Origin of the sequence: Lunatibacter salilacus, assembly GCF_009797935.1 — a bacterium.
GTDB lineage: Bacteria > Bacteroidota > Bacteroidia > Cytophagales > Cyclobacteriaceae > Lunatibacter > Lunatibacter salilacus.
The window spans coordinates 24,035-43,149 of record NZ_VOLC01000025.1 but is presented as its reverse complement, the minus strand read 5'-3'; the positions used below and the strand labels follow the sequence as shown (position 1 = coordinate 43,149).

Genomic DNA, 19,115 nt, shown 5'->3' with positions numbered 1-19,115 from the left:
CGCGACTGCTCTGTCAAAATGAAAAAGACCGTTTCCTATATGTTGAATTTTGGAAACGGTCTTAATTGAATATTGCAATAGCGGCTATAACTATCCCGGGTGTGGGTTGGAACCTTCTTTATTTTTTAAATTATAAAGATAAGCTTTGAAAAATAGAACTAAGGTCTGACTGGTTTTTGGGCACTGAAACCTCCATTACCTCGAAACCACTGAGTAGCCTGGCCGGTAAGCCAAAGGTAATAATCAGAATCCAAGCCATCCTCTATACCCATAAATTTACCACTTCCATTGAGTGGAACCTCAGACTTTCTAAGACATTTAAAGATGGCTGTACCTTCATCAATTTCGTCAAACATGGCAACATATAAGGATTTAGCCCCCGCAATTTTAGCTCCCGCCACTTGTTTCCATAGAAAATCACCTTCATTTCGGGGAATTTGATCGTATAATGCTGCGTCTTGTCGCAAATTGCCCCAGGTAAATCCGGGAAAAGCCAGTGGTATGTAATGAATACCGTTGGATTCACACCATCTAATATCCTCGGAAAGAACGCCTCCTGATGTGTTCGCATAACTTTCACCGTTGTACCTGCCTACTGCCCAAGGCATGATGACATCCACTTTTTTGATTAGGGTATGTAATGCGGAGGAGGATTCGGTATCTCTATCCAACGTCCTCCAATAATAGGGCACCCCAAGCATGACCGATACTTTGTTTTCAGGACCTTTAAGCTGACCGACTAAGTGATCCACATCAGAAGTTGTGTAATTTCTGTCGTCATTGAATCCTACTCCCCAGATGGTAACTAGCGGCTTGCCATTATGTCGGACATAAGTGGGATTTTCATTATTGTCAAACAATTTGAACATTGCTTGCAACTCCTCCCAATCTTGTTTCAGGTACGCTACATCCTCTGATCGACAACCACTGAGATCATACATTACGCTGATAGCTCTCCCATATTTTTTAGCCGCCTTCAGAGCGTTGGAAAGTACCTGATTAAAATGCCGTCGGCCTTTAACATTTTCCTCTTTAATCTCCACTACGAATCTTTGCATTTGAACACCGTCAATGCCATAATCCTTCATCCATTTAAAATGGAGGTCGACACTTTCCTCGTCGTAAGGACTATAGACATAAGCCGGACTTCCATCCCCATATTGAAACGCAGTCATGTATTTTTGGCTGTATTCATTCACTTCTGGCCAAAAATCAATTGTCGAATAACCAGGTTCAAATCTACCGGCACGCTCGTAATGATACCATCCCCTGTCAGATCCGTCGCCTTCGGTAGCAAACCAGCCTTGATAACCAGCCATTACAAGGCTGTCAAGAGAGGTGTACATTAAACCCGTTTCGTCATACACCATTTCGGGAACGTTTTCTCCAGGAAAATCGGGATCTTTTACTATAGGGTTTGCTTCATTTTTTACACAGCCATTTACTATCAAACAAACTAAAGCAAGAATAGATATTTCTTTCATTTTCATTTTGGATATAGAATAAAAACAAACCATCCCCAAGGTTTTAGATGGGGATGGTTTACTGCAAAATTAAATAGTAATTCTAACTGCCGGGCCGTAGTTGAATTTCGCCGACCCTGCACTGCTTAATGCCCCGATTCGGAAATAGTATGGTCGTCCAGGTAATAAGGTGTTTGTATTGTTGGAGAGGTCTATCGTTAGCGTAAAAGTCTCCTGAGTATCTGTTGTTCGATTTAAAGTGCTCTCCACTCTTGACGTTAAAGTCATGGGATTGCCCACATTTGGGTTTGGGTGTACATATAAACCTATCCTTGCCACATCTTGGGTGGAGGTTTGTTCAATTTTGAATGTAGCCGTGACCAAATTCCCGTTCCGCTCTATTGATGGCTCAATTATTCTTAGATATGGAGTAACAAGAAAATCAAGCTTTGTTCTTCCCTTAATTTCCATAGTATCGATAGGCGCAATGTCATGGAAGTTGCCACGTACTGCGCGTACCAGATACTGTCCCGAGAATATTTGACTGTTTCTATATGTGCCATCACCCGTACTTACCAATGTTTGTGTCACATTGGTCTGGTTTTCAACCCAACCGTGCTCAATGATTTCGATGACAGTTCCGTTTATGATATCCTGTGCAAGCGGCTGATTGGTACCCTCATCGATAAAAGTACCGTATAATTCCGCATTTGGCTGGTCATAATTATCAATTACACATGAGTAATTTAGAGCCAATGCCAGAAAATAAAATATATGTCTTACCCTTTTCATAGTTGTTTCTTTTCCAATATTTTAATGATTTTTCAAATTGATATTAAGTGGATTAACCTGTTGGGTTCTGGATCACACCACTAGCTCCCACACCTGGAATAGAAAGGTAGTAGTCCCTTATCAAAAAAGTTCTCGGATTCATATTGTGCACATTTGCCCGAACAAAAATGTACTGGACCGGATTGATCCTCAAATCTAATATAGGAAGGAGAGCATGGGATATTTGCGCTTCGAAGACTTCATGTCGTTCCCTCCTTCGAATCAGGTCCCACCATCTCTTATTTTCAAACGCCAATTCAACGGTCCTTTCTCGCATCACATTGGAAATAGTTAAGGGAATTGCAACTGTGTGACCCGCCCGTCGACGAATATCATTTATCGCCTGCGCTGCCTCTGTTTCGTCTCCAAGCCCGCTTTCTGTTACCGCCTCCGCATAATTTAACAGGATTTCGGCGTACCTGAACTCAATCCAATCTGAAGTGCTTTGATTCCATCCGGGTGCAACCGGACTTTCTCTCAAAAATTTCCTAAAAGAAAAGCCAGTTTTTGTATTGTTACCTCCAAATCCGTCAAACCCTGAATAATCATTCGGTGTAGGTCCACCGTAATTATAATAGGTTTTACCGTTTATCTCAACGGATCCGCCAGTACGGATTCTCGGTGAGCCATCCGGCAAAATGTAACCTGCTTGGATTACTATCTCCGTACCCTTCATACTGCTGCCCGGTAGTACTACGGTGGCATGTAGGCGTGCATCTTTGTTTAAAAACGGGTCCGAGGGATTGTCAAATCTTAGATAGGTTTTATTTGCATCAAATCCGTTATAGTTGTCAATGTCTCCGTCGGTTGTAGTCACAATAGGAGCGGATTGTCCAGGTACAGTGTAGTCTTCATACATATCAACCAGATCGAGAGTTGGGTTCATACGACCAGGATGTGGCCAACCATTGGCAAGCTGGGCTGGGGTAAACCAAATATCATAATTATGACCTCTTCTGTCTCCAGGGATTGTATGACCTTTAATGAAAATTGCTTCGTTTAACGCCACATTGGGATCTTGAAACATCCTCCTGTAATTTTCTGCCGCTTCGGCGGGAGTCGCAGGCGTAGGCTGATAAAGTGAGAAAACTCCGGAATTCATGATTTCAGCAGATGCCTCAATGCACTGGTTGTAATATCCGTTTGCATCGTTTGCTGACATACCAACATAGCCAAGATCCACAGCATCTCCGGTGAGTGGGGCTTTATTCCAGAATTTCGCTAATGAAGCTGCGTGTAAAGCCACGCGGGATTTGAGGGCTAAGGCAACCCATTTTGTTGCTCTTCGTTCGCCATTCCATGATTCCGGGAGTTTAGTGATTGCCACATCGAGCTCTGATAAAATATAATCGTATGTTTCCTTTTCTGAACTCCTTTGAACTTTCAACGATTCAGCGTCTCCGAGATATTCCTGACTTTCTTTAATTAATGGTAAACCACCATAGCGGATCGCAATACCAAAATAGGCAAATGCCCTAACAAATGAGGCTTCTCCGCTTAACCTGTCCCTCTCTTCCGTGGGGATATTTAAAGTTGGAATTGCATCTATGAGTAGGTTTACATCTCTTACTAGCGAATAACCTGAAATCCAATAGTTGTTCATATTTTGCCCATCGCCATTTGGTCCATTGTTGAGACCTCCGGCTTCAGAATGAACTGCTTCGTCAGTAGACTGGGCTCTTGTTTGTCCACCATTGTTTGGGCCTCCTTGGTTTTGGTTGAATCCGGCGTTGAAGAAGAGAAAATCTTCTGTAGGCAGCTGATAATATAAGTTTGCCATATAAAGCTTGACACCAGCCGGTGAAGAAAAGACCGCCTCTACGGGAAGCTTATCCTGTGGCTGCAAGTCAAGTACATCCGAACAGCTGGATGCAATTATGGTAAAAGCAGCTAGAATTGCAGTTGATAAATATATTTGTATCTTCATTTTTTTTCGAATTTTGTTATTGCTATTCGTTAAAAATTTACACTCAGGCCTAAATTATAATTCTTGCTTAAGGGATAGGTATAGCCTGCATTAAACGCGCCCTCCACTCTTTCGGGGTCAAACTGCTTCATAAATGGATCCTTTGCGAAAGTCACCAGGTTAAAGCCATTCATATAGACTCTTAGTCGCTCCATCCCAAGCCGAGACAACATGTCAGAATTAAACGTGTATCCAAACTCCATACTTTTTAATCTTACAAAAGAAGAATTCCTTCGCCATACAGAACTTTCCGCGTATAGCATTCCAACGTCTCCATTAAAGCGGGTGGCGGGCCATTCACCAGCGATCCACTCACTATCCAAATTATAGGGATCCTCTTGGTGCCACCTATCGAAAAAGTATGCTGGCAGATTACCCCTGAACGCAAACATTTCTCCATACACTTCACTGAATCGCATGGTATATCCGCCAGCACCTTGAAAATGTAGGTTCAGATCAAAACCTTTCCATTGTGCGCCAAAAGTTGCACCAAAGTTGACTAACGGTGTTGCACCGTAATTTAGTGGTGTTCTTGCATCCTCTTCATTAATGATTCCGTCGTTGTTTACATCTTCATACATGAAATCCCCGGGAAGTTCCCTCATACCTCCCAATGCGCCCCCGTATACCGGGCCATTCCATACTTCTTCTTGGCTTTGGAATTGTCCTGTTACTATATAACCGATTTGTCTGTTGCCCCATCGATTTTCCTCTCCGTGAAGCCACCTGTCGCGTTGGCTTTGAAATGGAGCCCTTTCTTGGTATAATGTCATGTAGCGGCTAAAATTGAAATTACCTCTTACAGTGTATTGGAAATCATTAATAGAATTGGTGTGTCCCAAGGAAAATTCAAAGCCAACCTGACGGCTACTGTTCAGATTTTCTTCTGGAAGAGTACCACCAAAGGTATTGGGGAGGGATATAGTACGTCTTGCCAGCTGCCCTCTTCGTTCCCTATTATACACATCCGCGATGATCTCTAACTTCCCGTTCCACATTGTAAGATCAAATCCGATATCCGATAAGTGGTTAGTAGACCAAGTTAATAGCCTGTTGGTTATTTCCGGCGAAGCTAGTCCATTTGTTAGGTTGTTATTGGAAAATTCCCAAGTACTAACACCACCAAAAGTAAATCCCGGAAGGTATTGAAATGGTGCTCCCTCATCAGAACCAATTACTCCGTAGGAGCCGCGAATCTTAAGTTCGTTTATTGCTGGGGCATTATTTAAAATGAAGTTTTCCTCGGAGATTCTCCAGCCCGCTGATACAACAGGAAAAAATCCAAATCTTCTTTCCGGGTGGTACCTGAAAGAACCGTTGTAGTTAAAAGCAGCTTCAATTAGATATTTTTGAGAGAATGCATAATTTACCCTACCTATATAGCTAATCCTGGAATTCACATCGTCCTGCCCATCATTCTGCAGGTTGGTTTGCCCAGCGAAACGTATTTGATCACTCGTGTAGAAGTCGCCATAATACCTTCTAGCAGATTGCCACCTACTCCAGCCTTTGATTTGCTCCGCAACGAGCGTACCTGAGATATCATGGTTTTGGCCAATTTTTGTTTTATAATCGGCAGATAAACGAAGGGTGTAGGTATTGCCCACATCTGTTCGGGCACTGATATTCTGATCGGCCCTCTGAATCAGCGGGTTGTATGTATCTGTAGCTGGAGTATAAGTATATGTGGTAAATCCTTTGTACAAGTTTTTAAACATGATGTTACCCGTATCAAATGCCCCGGTTCCGGTAATGACTAGGTTTTTTACATAGGGAACTGTATACCTCAACTCAGCCATGGTTTGAACTGCTCTGTTTTCTACTTCAGTATAACCTGACAAGTCACGGTCTGCTATTACAGTAGGTGTTTGAAATCCCGAGGATACAAATCCCGGATAGAGTGGATTATCATTGGCAAACGGCCTCTCCGTAGGAAGTGTAACCCGGGTTGTTTTAAAAATATTAAAGAAGTTGTCCCCAGGTTCTGTTTGTTTATCATACCTTCCAGAAATCATAAGTCTGGCCTGGAGATTATCAGTTAGGTCGGCTGTTATATTACTTCTTAGGTTGAATCTGCTATAATTCATGTCATTGCTTCGAAGTAATCCACCATCTTCCACATATTCCAATCCTAAATAGTATAGCACTTTTTCACCCCCACCACTTACAGATAGGTTGTGCTGGGTTTGGCGGGCATAGTCTTTCATAGTGGCATCATACCAATCGACATTGGTATAACCGGGCAAAGTGCCTTCCATGTACCTCTGAAGCTCGTCTCGAGTATAGTAGGGAATTCCCGCTCCCGGGCCATAAATATTCGCATCATTGCGCATTTGGGCAAACTGGGAAGTAGAAGACATAATTGGGATACCAGTAGGTCGGGTAATACCTGAGACGGCATTATAGGTAAATGAAGTTTTCCCCCGATTTCCCTGTTTGGTAGTGACGATTATTACTCCATTTGCTGCACCAATTCCATATACAGCTGCCGACGCGTCTTTCAAAACGGAGATGCTCTCAATGTCCTCGGGATTTATACGTTGGAAGGCGCCTGGATCATTTCTTATGATGCCGTCAATTACAAACATAGGGGTACCAAAACCGCGTATGTTTATTGAATTGTCAAACGATCCAGGTTGTCCAGAATTTTGACGGATGTTAAGCCCTGCCACTTTACCTTGAAGCTTTTGGGCCAAGCTTGAATGCGTGGTGGTTTGAATTTCTCGGTTGTCAATAGCACTTACAGAGCCAGTTAAGGTTGCCTTTTCCGCAAATCCATAACCTACTACGATAAATTCCTCCAATTCTTTTTGGTCAGTTATCATAGCTACATCGATGATGTTTCTTCCATCAATGATTTCCGTTACAGTCTCCATACCTAGGAAAATAAAAACCAATTGTGTTGCATTGGCTGGGACGTTTATAGAATAAGCTCCATTAATGTCGGTTATCGTTCCACCGACTCTTGCTCCGTTACTATTTAAGACGACATTAACTCCTGGCAAGGTGGTGCCATCCGCACTATCAGTCACTGTACCTCTTATTATTCCATCTTGAGCTGACAGGAATAATGGGCAAATGAGCAAAATGGTTAACAAGTAAATTGCTTTCATATGTATTGAATCAATTATGTTTTTATAGGTTATTGTTGAATTTCATGAGTTTTTGAAAATGTTCAGGGTGGAGTAGAATAATGCATGATTTTTTGGGTTAAGAAAATTTATGGAAATCGATGTCGTATAATTTTAGTCATCACCTAATATCTTGTTAAAGAGATTTTCATCCTTATCAACACATGCAACAGCCTGAATTACGGCGAATGGATTCTGAATAGTGATCGGATCTGCGGACTCGTAATTGCGCATTCGTGATCCAATCAGGGATATTGTCAATTTTTTTTCACCCCGTACTAACATGAAATCTATTGACTTGCCGACGTTTGTTAATGCTCCGTTTCCACCTGAAAATGCCTCGACATTGGTAAACGCCGTGTGCCCTTCGCCTTCGATTATTATTGGATGCGTTTCCTCCACGGTAGCTCCAGCATTTGCGATAATGGAACCTTGGGCTATCATCCAATTGCGATTTTTGGTGTTGTTTCCTTGCTTAAAAATTCCAACTGCGACACAATCTAAATTGAAATTAGTTAGTTGACCATAGCTCTCATCTCCAAGATGAATTCCGCCCCACGTACCGAATGTGAATACGTCTATCAGTTGGGCATTGTCCGTATGATTAATGGAATAAGCAAAGGTTTTATTTGCCACAACATTATCAATTACTGCTTTAGAAAACCTAAGTCCGATTTTCCGCATAATGGCTGGATTCACATGGGTGTGGAGAAACCGGGGAATATCATAGCAATAATCAATTTTTATAAACTCACCGCTTAACGGATAGCCATAGCAATGCTCAATTAGAATCAGTTCACAAATAAATTCCCTAGAAGCGGTAAAATCCATTGCCATATATTCTCCATAAAAAGTAAGATTGGACAAAGTCACCCCTTGGGTACTTGATGTTTTGCTGGTTTGAATTGTGGGTGGGTATTTAATAACTTTTTGGGGATCATCAAGCTCTTGATTTCCATACCAAAACTGGATTCCTCTGATCTGGGTTGCGGATTCTACAGTAATGAAGGCACTGGCTGCATCTTCTATTTTAAAGACGCTACCAACCGGCATATTTTTCGTAGGATGTTTCGTGCCCCTGGGTGTTGGACCATGTACACCAATTAGCGATACATTCTGTTTAAGGACCAATCCACTATTTAATGAATAGGGTTGATCTGTCGGATCGATATATAAAGCTGCACCGTAAGTTGAAGCCCAATCTATAGCTTTTTGAAGGTTTGAGGTATTTTCTGCCGGAGTGTTTTCGGGTAATACGTTAAATTCTTTTATGCTAATATGGGATGTGCTATGCTGTTGGGCTACACCAAAACAATGAATAAATTGTGTAAATAACAGGAGGAAAATTAAGTACTTCATAGTGATATTTTGGGTTTAAATAATCTAGACTAGTCAACGTATGACTAATTTGCAATTTGGCTCAACTTAGTCCCGAGGGGATGAATAAAACATTAATAATTAATTAACGAATTAAAAAATATTATTAAATAACTGAATATCAAATAAATAAAAATCAATCGCATTGATTTATCAAAAAATATTATGTTTACCTTAAAGAAGAAAATCTAAAGTTTAGATGAATTTACCATGACTAAACAATGAGGAAAATGACCTAAATCACTACAGAAGATCATATATTTCTTCTCACTTATTCATCTTTTCCAATCTCATAATAAGCCTGTAAACAGCCGTATTGAAACCTGTCATCGACATACCTCATACCTATTTTTTCCATCAGTCTGCGGGAAGCAATATTCCCAATATGCGCCGACGATAGGATTTTCTTTAATACAAAACCCTGACAGCCGTATTCCAGCAAACCCAATGATGCTTCCGTAGCATATCCCCTGTTCCAATGTTCCTTTTGAAAACCGTCGTAGCCGACCATCAGGATTCACGCCAGTGTTTCACTTGAAGATGGACACCCAGATGATGTCAAGATTGGGAACCTTTGCCGATGTAGGTTTTGCGAATTGTGACACGACTTTTACTGTTTCAATTTGATTGAGAGAACGGGGGCTGCCAGGAATCCCAAACCAAAGGCCGGGCTAAAAATTGGCGTTGCCGTAAATTTGAAACGTTGAATCAAATAAACCAAAACGTATATAAATAATGGGACAAGTAAAAAAAATCACAGTGGAAGCAACAGAGAATGCTCCCGTAGCAGAAGTTTGGAAGGTCTGGAAGATGTTGGAACCAAACCTTTAGGCTATCCTGATTATTTTGCCAGTGCCCTTACCATCTGCAAAGTTCTGGGGCTATTGGCTATTTCCAATCCTAAAACTCCGGCTAAGTGGAAAGAATAGGCCTAAGCGGGATTTTCCTTTAAATTAACTGAAATTATGAAAATCGTAAATGTAGTCTAATTCAGTTATATTGAATACATTTATAAGAATATTTAAATTTATATACTTTTTTTTTTGGTTTTGAGTTAATGCCTCTTCGTCAGCGCTTTATTTGTTTATCCGAGAAATAGTTAGACTGGAGTTATTTACCAAGTATTGGGTAAAATCCATTCAAAATAATGCATGAAGAATATTAATATTTCAAAAAGGTAAATCAAATTTTAACAAATATTTGGAAGTAAAACATGGATAGACGTGAATTTACAACTAAATCTGCATTTATGGGTGCAGGACTTGCATTTTCAAATTTCGTTGACTTTGCACGAAAGAAATCCGTTCGCAACGCTGGACTGAGTGTGTCAATACCCATTCCAATTCAGATAGTCATAGATGATGTGGGCTGGTGGTCTGGTAAAGACGGCCATGACCGCCAGGAGCCATACCGTACGGGAATTAACCGTAATCATGTTCCTGCGGATTATCAAGCTATCGTAGATTTGGGAAAAAAACTAGGAGTACGTCCACAGGCAGCTACCATTCTTTGTGAGTGGGACAGAGAAAATATTTTGAGAAATGTGCCCACGATTACGTGGATGCGTGAGAAATGGGAGAACAGTAAATGGGTGGGGCCTTGGTTGGATGAGGCAGCAGATATTATAAGAAATAATCAAAATCACTATGAGCTCACATTGCATGGTGTAGGGCATGAATATTGGGAAGATGAAAACATGACAAGGGCAGAATGGGCGGACAGCTCGGGAACGATGCGACCTCTTGACCAGGTTGAACTTCATCTTGATTATTATGAAGAATTGCTGAATCAAAATCAATTAGGTTCTTTTCCATCTTCTTTTGTTCCTACCGCTTTTCTACATGGTTTTGGTTTAACAGGTGATCATCCAATCAGTATGGCAGAAGTGGTAAAGAAACGTGGAATTGAATACATCAGTACTCCTTTCGAAAATATGTTTAATGCAGAGGGTGCTCAATTTGGCTTATTTGGTGTTGATTCTGGAGTTATTACCGTTGACCGAGGAGAAGATTTGCTTAATTGGGATGCTTTTAGTGCCAAACCAGAAGGGGTAGTAATTGGAACCACTTGCGGTTTACATTGGCCAAATCTACTACATGCAGACCCAAATCGCAATTCCGAAATTGTCGATGCCTGGGTAGAACTTTTAAAGCCATACAATGATAAACCCGAAACTTTATTGGCCAAGAATTCTTCATCATTTAGAGATCAACTTGTACATCATGTTTGTACCAAAGTGCAAATTCATGATAATAAATTTGACATTGATTTCCTTGAAACTGCTAAGCTCAATGGACAACTTTGCAATACCCAGCTATCGGTTAAAATAGAGTCAGAAAGAATGTTAACATTCAATTCGGATGATTTGAAAATATCCAACTCCGAAACATTTCATGGTAAAGATACTTATGTATATACTTTGGTTGTTGATCGAATTAATGATATTGAAAAAGCTGTAGTGAAATTTGAGGCCTTATGAAATTTCACTAACCAAATTTCGAAACCCAATCGGCCAATTATCCCTGCGAAATAGTGTGTATCAATGCTAATGTGCCTATTATCTAGGAAATAGTTGAAGTATCTGCGGTCAATGCTTTTTTTGTTTTTATAGCTGATCCAACAAATATTGATGTTCCCAAAACAGCCGTTTTCGATTAAAGCGGATTACAGTAGCGAAAGCTTTGTCCGGAATGCCTAACGATATAGGAGATAAGTGTAATTTTTTTGTCGCACACCTTTCGCATACCGATCCTATCAATTCACGAAAAGATACAAGGGAAAAACTAGAAGTTGGAATTTCTAAAGAGAGAGTTGATGTGACTACTCCTCAAGTGCCGTTTATATAGAGGATATGAAAATTGAGCCGAAGCAATTCCTAGTAATTCAATCCATGCTGTCTTTTAAGATCCCACTTGGCGGATTGTGGGTTAGGATGGGAGAAACAAAAATATTGGACAGTTTTTTTCTGACAGCCCGTATGTAGACCCACCAAGATTGTAGGGAGGATAAAGTATCCTTCTAGACGCCGACAGCGATTATAAACTTACAGATACATTTTAATCTGTTGAAACGAAAGGTTTAATAGAAAATATTAAGGTTTAATAAATAGATGGCAATAAAATAAAAGTTTTTTTATTATATATACATTTTATTATATATTGCACTAACCTCTGTGGAAATGGTAAATAATGATTTTTTTAACTAAGGCGGTTACCCATGATTTCGCTTATATGTGGAAAAATAGAATTGAATTTATAAGTATGGAGGCGTAAAGCTCTCCGCAAGGATTGGCAGATGCTCTTGCCTTGCCAAACATGCAAGGTGACTATAATAATAGGAGGAAGGTTTGGTGGCACCAGAATGATAATGATAAGGTAAAAATTGAAAACTTAACTTAGTAGAAGAAAAATGAACTTAGAGATTAGGCAGCACATACCCAGTTTTAATAATGGGCCGTTGAGCTTGTTTTTAGTATTTGTGTTTGCCCAGTGTTCTAATCCATCGGTAACTACTTTGCCGAGCTCCGATAAGGATAACGGTGGCATTTTTTTACCAGGAGGTTTCGAAGCGTTGGTGGTCGTTGACAGTATCGGCAATACTAGGCATATCGCCGTAAACGACAATGGAGATGTCTACGCTCAACTTCAGAGTTCAGAAGATGGGAAAGGCACTATTGCCATGCGCGACCTTGACAAGGACGGCAAGATGGACAGCATTGTCCATTTCGGGGATTACATCGATAGAGGTAGCGGCGCCACCGGTCTCACAATACATAAAGGTTTCCTATATACCAGTACCAAGAAATATATATTTCGGACCAAATTGGCTCAGGGCGAATTGGTCCCTACGGGTGAGACAGAAATAGTGCTTACAGATATGGATCCCAACGTCGATAGAAACTGGCATACTACAAAACCAGTTGCCTTTGATCAAGAGGGAAATATGTATGTGCCCTTTGGAAGCCCATCTGACGCTTGTCAGGATATAGATCTATATGGGCCGGTAGGCATTCCCAACGGGAAAGGAATTGATCCATGTCCAGAGCTGGAGAAACATGCCGGAATATGGCGTTTTGATGCCGAGAGGATCGGTCTTACCCAAGAGGATGGGACTAAATTTGCCACTGGTATAAGAAGTGTTGTGGGGATGGAGTGGAACCCGAAGGATGAAAGCCTATATGCGGTTGGAAATGGAATCGATAATTTCCATACTATTTTTCCTGACCTTTATACAGGTTGGCAGGCCGCAATGCTGCCCGCCGAAGTTCTGATGAAGGTGACCAAAGGTTCTGACTATGGGTGGCCCTATGCCTATTATGACCAGATTCAAAAGAAAAACGTCCTGCAACCTGGGTATGGTGGTGATGGCAAAATTGTAGGTAGGGCGAGTGAATATGACGAGCCCGTGATAGCGTTTCCCGGACACTGGGCCCCTATGGACGTTATGTTCTATCATGGGGATCAATTTCCAAAACGGTATAATAACGGTGCATTCGTAGCTTTTCATGGCTCAACGGACCGGGCTCCCTATCCTATGGCCGGATTCATAGTTTGTTTTGTGCCCTTTGATGACGATGGCATTCCGAAAGGGACATGGGAGGTCTTCGCTGACGGGTTCGCTGGGGTGAATATCGTTAAAAATACAAGCGATGCCGACTATAGGCCCATGGGACTTTCGGCAGGTCCGGATGGTTCCCTGTATATCAGCGAGTCCAACAAAGGAAAAATCTGGAGGGTAATGTACAAGGGGGATAAAGATTTGTTCAGTGACGAACAGCTGATTGCAATGGAGGACCGCAAGGAGACCCAAAGCTATATCAGGGATCCTGATCCGGTAAAGGATCTGATACAGGAGGGTGATACGTACAGCGGCCGGATACTGTATAATACCTACTGTACAGCATGCCACCAAGGCGATGGGAAAGGGGACAATAACCGTTTTCCCCCGTTGGTCGATTCAGAGTGGGTCACAGGAGACGAGGATAGATTAATTGATATTGTTCTGAATGGAATGCAGGGAGATATAGAGGTCAACGGAAAGACCTATAACGGTTTTATGCCTGGACATGACCACTTGGACAATCACTCCATTGCGTCCATATTAACATATGTCAGAAAGAGATTTGGTAATGAATCATCCCCAATCAGTGCTTTGAAAGTGGAGGAAATAAGAAAGCAATCATCAGATAAAAAGTAGGCAAAACCTAAGAATGGATTTCATATGATTAGAATCATAACAAGGACCAAAGGAACAGTGGCTATCGTTTTAGCTAATTTATTATGTGTATGTTCTTTTTCACAATCTTTGGTCGATAGCTCCTCACATGGCCTTGCCAATGAATTAACAAACGATACCCAAGAGCCGTTTTTGGTCAAAAGGTGCAGTGAATTCCATATCACGGGCAGTGGAGATAATCCTGAATGGGAAAAAACCGAATGGTTACCACTTACTAAACTGGATCCGGAGGGATCAAATTATAAAAGTAAATTCAAAGTCTTGTCATCGGAAAAAGGCATCTATGTGCTCTTCCAAGGTGAGGATGACATAATTACCACCTCGGATTATGAAGACATGGATAAAATTTGGAATGGTGATGTTTTTGAGGTTTTTTTTCAACCGGATAAACAAGATCCAGTATATTTTGAATATGAGGTGAACCAGTTTGGCAAGCAATTACTTCTTACTATCTCCAACTCGAAGAATGGAGTAAGTTGGATACCCTTTAACGAGTATGATAGGAATACGTATGGAACACTCAATAAAGTTGAAATAGAGGGGGGGCGGCAAGCACTTGGTGAAAAGATTACCTCATGGAGAGCGGAGGTTTTTATATCCTATAAATCATTAGAACTCGTTTCTCCAGTACCCCCGAAAAGTGGCACGGTATGGAACGCCAATTTTTGCAGGCTTGACCATGATTCCGGAAAGATGGTAAAGTGGTCCTGGACTCCGACGATAGAGAATTCTCTTCACGAACTGGACAAGTTTCGCGCCATTAAGTTTGAATAGCCAACGCTGTAATGAAAATGACAATTGAGTAATTAGCTTAAAAATATTTAAGGAATATTAACTATAACACATCTAACTACACGATTGACACCAAAAAAGTACTATTTAAACACTATATAGCTTATTAAATGCCCTTTATTCAGCTCAGGGGAAATACCTCCTGGGGAAACAATAAAAGTGGGTTAGAATTTGCAAATCACAAAAGATAAATAATTCGTTTTAAAATTTTAATATGACCAATTCGCCTTTCGGTATTACACCCGAAGAAGATCATGTCTGTAATGAAGGGTATGTTAGGTCAATGAGGCGAACAGCACTTCTCACCTGAGCTCAAAGTGTAAATGCTTACAAGATGCTTTTGGATGCATATCTCGATACCGTTCCCCATTCGCGAGCACTGTTGTCCCATGCGGGCGGATTTCTGGCATGGTATAACGAAGCCTATAGAACTACCTTTACCTTTACAAACATAGACGCCATGCCCGCTCCACAGAAGGGATCGTCGGAGGTGCGTTTTGGTTTTTTCAACGATTGTTATGAAGCTGGAAGGATAACGGCTCGCTTTCCGTGGGGAATCCTATGATCAATGACAAGTATGGAAATAGTACCTATGACCGATACCGAGTTGTCAAATGGCTCTACAAACAAAAACAAATCGTTCAGGGGGAAGGATGGATTGGCGATAATGTCTTTGGCAATATTCCGCGCGATATTATAGAAGCCCAACAACTCAGGACAAGTAGTTTGAATATGAGGTACGGTGCGTATAACCTGTGGAATAATTTTATTGAATTAGGCACTTACAACATAAACTCTTTATAGGGGTTGGGAGGCTTATCTATCATCCTTCGCATTAAATTTTCAATGATTCCTTCCTTCATTTGGTGACGGTTAAATCTGTAAGTGTACTCATTGATGTATAGTTGTAGATACTTTATTGAGTGGTGTGTTCGTCTCAACCGAGACTTAAACATCATGATAGAATATAGGGAGTTTCATACAAGTGCCTAAATCAAAAAAATAATTTTAATAAGGTTTTGAAAGAGAAAATTAAATTATAACTTTACTAACGAAAACTTAACACCAAAATACTTTTTAATTAATTCTTTTATCTAAGGAAATGATGTAATTAGTTTCGATTACTTAGCATTTATGCAGAGGTTCTAGAAACTCTTGTTTAATATTTTGAATGAATATATAATCACACCGAAACTAAAAGCTATGATTTCAAAATTACGTGGGTTTTCGTTACACCGTGGTTACGGGGTAAGAAACATTGCTAAAATGGCTACGGCAGCCATTCTATTTTTTAATTCCTTAACTGCTTTTTCTCAATCCCTAGAGATAACCGGAAAGGTGGTGGATGAAAACAATGCTCCCATTTTCGGAGTTACAGTATTTTCAGTTGAGGATTCCAAATTTGGCACAATTACGGATTTTGATGGAAATTATTCATTGATTGTTCCGGCAAACAGTACCCTTCGCTTCAGTTACATTGGATTTCAAAGCCAGGATATACAAGTAATGAATCAATCAATAATTAATGTAACGCTAGAGTCTTTGACATCTCAATTGGATGAGGTAGTCGTTATAGGTTATGGAACTACGGAGAAAAAAGACGTAACTGGGGCGGTTTCTACCATATCATCCGACCTGATTACACAGGCTCCCGTTGGCGGCCTTGAGCAGGCCATTCAAGGTAGGGTGGCCGGGTTAACCGTTGTGCAGGATGGATCTCCTGGGGGTTCCCCAAGTGTCCGCATTCGAGGCATTGGGACTATTGGCAACAATAATCCGCTATATGTTATCGATGGGGTTCAGACTACAGGAGGTCTGAATAGCTTAAATCCCGGGGATATCGAATCCATAAGTGTACTCAAAGATGCCTCTTCAGCCGCAATTTACGGAACCCGGGCAGCTAATGGAGTTATAATAGTCACCACAAAGAGAGGCAGAAAAAACACTCCAACTCAGGTTAGCTTATCTATACTTAACGGTTTTCAACAGGCTTGGAAACATGCAGATGTGTTAAATGCGCCAGAATATGCAAGAGTGATAAGGGAATCAAGGGTCAACGCAAATACGCAGCGAACGGCCAACGGCAGTACAGACTTACTGCCGTTGGTACCTGAGTTTGATAATCCCGATTCACAGGTTTCCTTGACGAATTGGCAGGACAAATTATTTCGTTCAGGACATATACAGGAGTATAAACTGGATATAGCAGGAGGTAATGAAACAACTAATTTTTCCTTTTCGACAAGCATACGTGACGAAGAAGGTATAATTCTTAACTCTTTATTTAGGAGATACACCGGAAGAGTCAGTTTAGACCATGCTATAAGTGAGAAGTTAAATATCGGAGCTACATTATTTTATTCTCATAGGAATTCTCAGGGTGTGCCAAATAATGATATTTGGAATGGGGCTTTGCAATCTGCGTTAACCATGCCGGAGAATTTTCCCGTTAGGAACGCTGACGGAAATTTTGCCGCACCGACTGGAGGAAATGCTGGTATCTATGGCAATTCGCAAAATCCCGTAGCGCAAGCGTTAAGGTCTGACAACAGCTCGCCCATTAACCGCGTTTTAGGAAACGTCTTTTCGGAGTGGGAAATGTTGGAGGGTTTAAAATTCAAATCAATGTATGCAGTAGATTTGACATCTTCTACCTCTAAATATTTTCAGCCTACTTTTGCCGAAGGTTCTAGACCAACAATAATAGCCACATTGTCCCAATCGAGCGGAACAAGTTCATGGTGGGGTTTCGATAACACGTTAACCTACACAAAAATGTTTAACAATCATGATTTTTCTTTAGTTGTCGGAACGTCCGCACAAAAGGAGAGTTTTGAATCGTTTTCGTCTTCCAGGCAAGGGTTTCCCGAAGGTAATCCCGAAGGTCTGCGCTATCTGGATTTTGGAGGTCAAGGGTCGGATTTAGTTTCCGGTTCAGGGGGTACAGCTACATTGTTGTCCTACTTTGGCCGTTTCGGCTATAGTTATTTGGACAAGTATTTATTATCTGCTACACTTAGAAGGGATGGCTCCTCAAGATTTACAGAGGGTAATAGGGTTGGAACTTTTCCATCCGCTTCCTTGGGATGGAGGATCTCCAATGAAAATTTCCTTAATAAGTCTGAGTTTCTTACCAATTTGATGGTAAGAGCGAGTTGGGGAAAGGTAGGAAATCAGGATGTTGGAAGTTATTACCCCTATGTAACCACAGTCGGATTCAACAACAGGTATAATTATGTCTTTAATGGCCAATTGTTTCCAGGGGCTGCTGTTCAGCGTCTTGGCAATCCAGATCTTACATGGGAAACCACAGAAATGAAGAATTTTGGAATTGACATGGATTTCTTAAATAGTCAGATTGTTCTTAGTGCTGATTATTTTGTAAATGACACGAGGGATATTTTGCTGCAAGTGCCGTTACCCCAATTAATAGGACAAGTGCAAACACCGAATGTCAATGCGGGAAATGTTAGAAACGACGGTTTGGAGTTGGTTCTATCCTACAATAGTGCTGGTGACCAGGATTTTAATTACAGTATCAGTGCGAATGCAAGTTTCTTGAATAACAAAGTAACAAGTTTATCAACAGCAACTGAAATTATTGCTAATAATGATCTTCGGGGTTCAGATCCCGTTTCAAGGGCTATTGTTGGGGAGCCTATAGGATCATTTTTCGGTTTTGTGACTGATGGGTTATTTCAATCCCAGGAAGAAGTGACTGCACACGCTTTTCAAGAACCAAATACTGCCCCTGGGGATTTTAGATATAAAGATCTTAATAACGATGGCGTGATTACCGGAGAGGATAGAGCTATTATAGGTAATGGTTTTCCCGATGTCACCTACGGCATCAACTTTGGTGCTGACTATAAAAGGTTTGATTTGGCCGTGTTTTTTCAGGGTGTAAATGGGGTGAGCGTTTTCAATGGATTGGAATATCTTACTATGAATAATGTAGGTGGCAACAAGAGCGCAAAAATTCTAGACCATTGGACTCCAGAAAATACCAATACAACTATCCCCAGGTTGACTTGGGACGATCCAAATAGAAATTCTAGAGTATCAGATAGATACGTTCAAGATGCCTCATATTTGAGACTAAAAACAGTACAACTGGGTTACAATTTTGGTCTAAACGTTATACAAGCGTTGGGGATTAAGCACCTACGAGCCTATATTTCCGGACAAAATCTTTTGACTTTTACCAGTTATGATGGTCTAGATCCTGAAGTAACAGGTTCCGATCTTGCAATTGGGGTTGATCAAGGTATCTATCCACAAGCCAGACTTGTAATGCTTGGTATCGATGTTAAATTTTAA

At 40.9% G+C, this 19,115-nt stretch carries 12 protein-coding genes; 6 read left to right on the top strand and 6 right to left on the bottom strand.

Annotated features, from left to right (window positions below; all coding sequences use genetic code 11):
• Positions 1-158 precede the first annotated feature (158 nt).
• The 6 genes from FQ608_RS24475 to FQ608_RS24450 form a co-directional block, all read right to left on the bottom strand.
• On the bottom strand, positions 159-1,484 hold the full coding sequence (locus FQ608_RS24475) for a glycoside hydrolase family 71/99-like protein (RefSeq protein ID WP_158861128.1): 1,326 nt from the start codon (positions 1,482-1,484) through the stop codon (positions 159-161).
• Between the two features lie 69 nt (positions 1,485-1,553).
• Positions 1,554-2,255, bottom strand: coding sequence for a DUF3823 domain-containing protein (locus FQ608_RS24470; protein ID WP_158861127.1), 702 nt, complete (start codon positions 2,253-2,255; stop codon positions 1,554-1,556).
• 52 nt (positions 2,256-2,307) lie between these two features.
• Positions 2,308-4,221 carry a RagB/SusD family nutrient uptake outer membrane protein gene (locus FQ608_RS24465; RefSeq protein WP_158861126.1) on the bottom strand — a complete coding sequence of 638 codons (1,914 nt, stop codon included), beginning with the start codon at positions 4,219-4,221 and terminating at the stop codon, positions 2,308-2,310.
• Positions 4,222-4,250: 29 nt separating this feature from the next.
• Positions 4,251-7,373: a SusC/RagA family TonB-linked outer membrane protein gene (locus FQ608_RS24460; RefSeq protein WP_158861125.1), complete on the bottom strand. Its 3,123-nt coding sequence runs from the start codon at positions 7,371-7,373 to the stop codon at positions 4,251-4,253.
• A 132-nt stretch (positions 7,374-7,505) separates the two neighbouring features.
• Entirely contained in the window at positions 7,506-8,750 is a 1,245-nt protein-coding gene (locus FQ608_RS24455; RefSeq protein WP_158861124.1) for a hypothetical protein, read from the bottom strand.
• Positions 8,751-9,039: 289 nt separating this feature from the next.
• Positions 9,040-9,279: a GNAT family N-acetyltransferase gene (locus FQ608_RS24450; protein ID WP_158861123.1), complete on the bottom strand. Its 240-nt coding sequence runs from the start codon at positions 9,277-9,279 to the stop codon at positions 9,040-9,042.
• Positions 9,280-9,981: 702 nt separating this feature from the next.
• Between FQ608_RS24450 and FQ608_RS24445 the strand changes: the two genes are divergently transcribed.
• The 6 genes from FQ608_RS24445 (at position 9,982) to FQ608_RS24420 (ending at position 19,115) form a co-directional block, all read left to right on the top strand.
• Positions 9,982-11,247, top strand: coding sequence for a hypothetical protein (locus tag FQ608_RS24445; RefSeq protein ID WP_158861122.1), 1,266 nt, complete (start codon positions 9,982-9,984; stop codon positions 11,245-11,247).
• 929 nt (positions 11,248-12,176) lie between these two features.
• Positions 12,177-13,964 (top strand): PQQ-dependent sugar dehydrogenase, encoded by a 1,788-nt coding sequence (locus tag FQ608_RS24440; protein ID WP_158861121.1) that lies wholly within the window; start codon positions 12,177-12,179, stop codon positions 13,962-13,964.
• A gap of 24 nt (positions 13,965-13,988) precedes the next feature.
• Positions 13,989-14,777, top strand: a complete 789-nt coding sequence (locus tag FQ608_RS24435; protein WP_158861120.1) for a carbohydrate-binding family 9-like protein — start codon at positions 13,989-13,991, stop codon at positions 14,775-14,777.
• Positions 14,778-15,129: 352 nt separating this feature from the next.
• Complete coding sequence (locus FQ608_RS24430; protein ID WP_158861119.1) at positions 15,130-15,360, top strand: hypothetical protein; 231 nt, start codon at positions 15,130-15,132, stop codon at positions 15,358-15,360.
• The gene (locus FQ608_RS24425; protein ID WP_158861118.1) at positions 15,357-15,599 is read left to right on the top strand and encodes a hypothetical protein; all 243 of its coding nucleotides are present in this window, start codon (positions 15,357-15,359) and stop codon (positions 15,597-15,599) included. The genes FQ608_RS24430 and FQ608_RS24425 overlap by 4 nt, the downstream gene beginning before the upstream one ends.
• 399 nt (positions 15,600-15,998) lie before the next feature.
• Positions 15,999-19,115: a SusC/RagA family TonB-linked outer membrane protein gene (locus FQ608_RS24420; RefSeq protein ID WP_158861117.1), complete on the top strand. Its 3,117-nt coding sequence runs from the start codon at positions 15,999-16,001 to the stop codon at positions 19,113-19,115.

Excerpts from the sequence above, each read along its gene's own strand:
- FQ608_RS24475 (WP_158861128.1), bottom strand. The coding sequence starts at position 1,484 with ATGAAAGAAATATCTATTCTTGCTTTAGTTTGTTTGATAGTAAATGGC.
- FQ608_RS24470 (WP_158861127.1), bottom strand. The coding sequence starts at position 2,255 with ATGAAAAGGGTAAGACATATATTTTATTTTCTGGCATTGGCTCTAAAT.
- FQ608_RS24465 (WP_158861126.1), bottom strand. The coding sequence starts at position 4,221 with ATGAAGATACAAATATATTTATCAACTGCAATTCTAGCTGCTTTTACC.
- FQ608_RS24460 (WP_158861125.1), bottom strand. The coding sequence starts at position 7,373 with ATGAAAGCAATTTACTTGTTAACCATTTTGCTCATTTGCCCATTATTC.
- FQ608_RS24455 (WP_158861124.1), bottom strand. The coding sequence starts at position 8,750 with ATGAAGTACTTAATTTTCCTCCTGTTATTTACACAATTTATTCATTGT.
- FQ608_RS24450 (WP_158861123.1), bottom strand. The coding sequence starts at position 9,279 with ATGGTCGGCTACGACGGTTTTCAAAAGGAACATTGGAACAGGGGATAT.
- FQ608_RS24445 (WP_158861122.1), top strand. The coding sequence starts at position 9,982 with ATGGATAGACGTGAATTTACAACTAAATCTGCATTTATGGGTGCAGGA.
- FQ608_RS24440 (WP_158861121.1), top strand. The coding sequence starts at position 12,177 with ATGAACTTAGAGATTAGGCAGCACATACCCAGTTTTAATAATGGGCCG.
- FQ608_RS24435 (WP_158861120.1), top strand. The coding sequence starts at position 13,989 with ATGATTAGAATCATAACAAGGACCAAAGGAACAGTGGCTATCGTTTTA.
- FQ608_RS24430 (WP_158861119.1), top strand. The coding sequence starts at position 15,130 with ATGCTTTTGGATGCATATCTCGATACCGTTCCCCATTCGCGAGCACTG.
- FQ608_RS24425 (WP_158861118.1), top strand. The coding sequence starts at position 15,357 with ATGATCAATGACAAGTATGGAAATAGTACCTATGACCGATACCGAGTT.
- FQ608_RS24420 (WP_158861117.1), top strand. The coding sequence starts at position 15,999 with ATGATTTCAAAATTACGTGGGTTTTCGTTACACCGTGGTTACGGGGTA.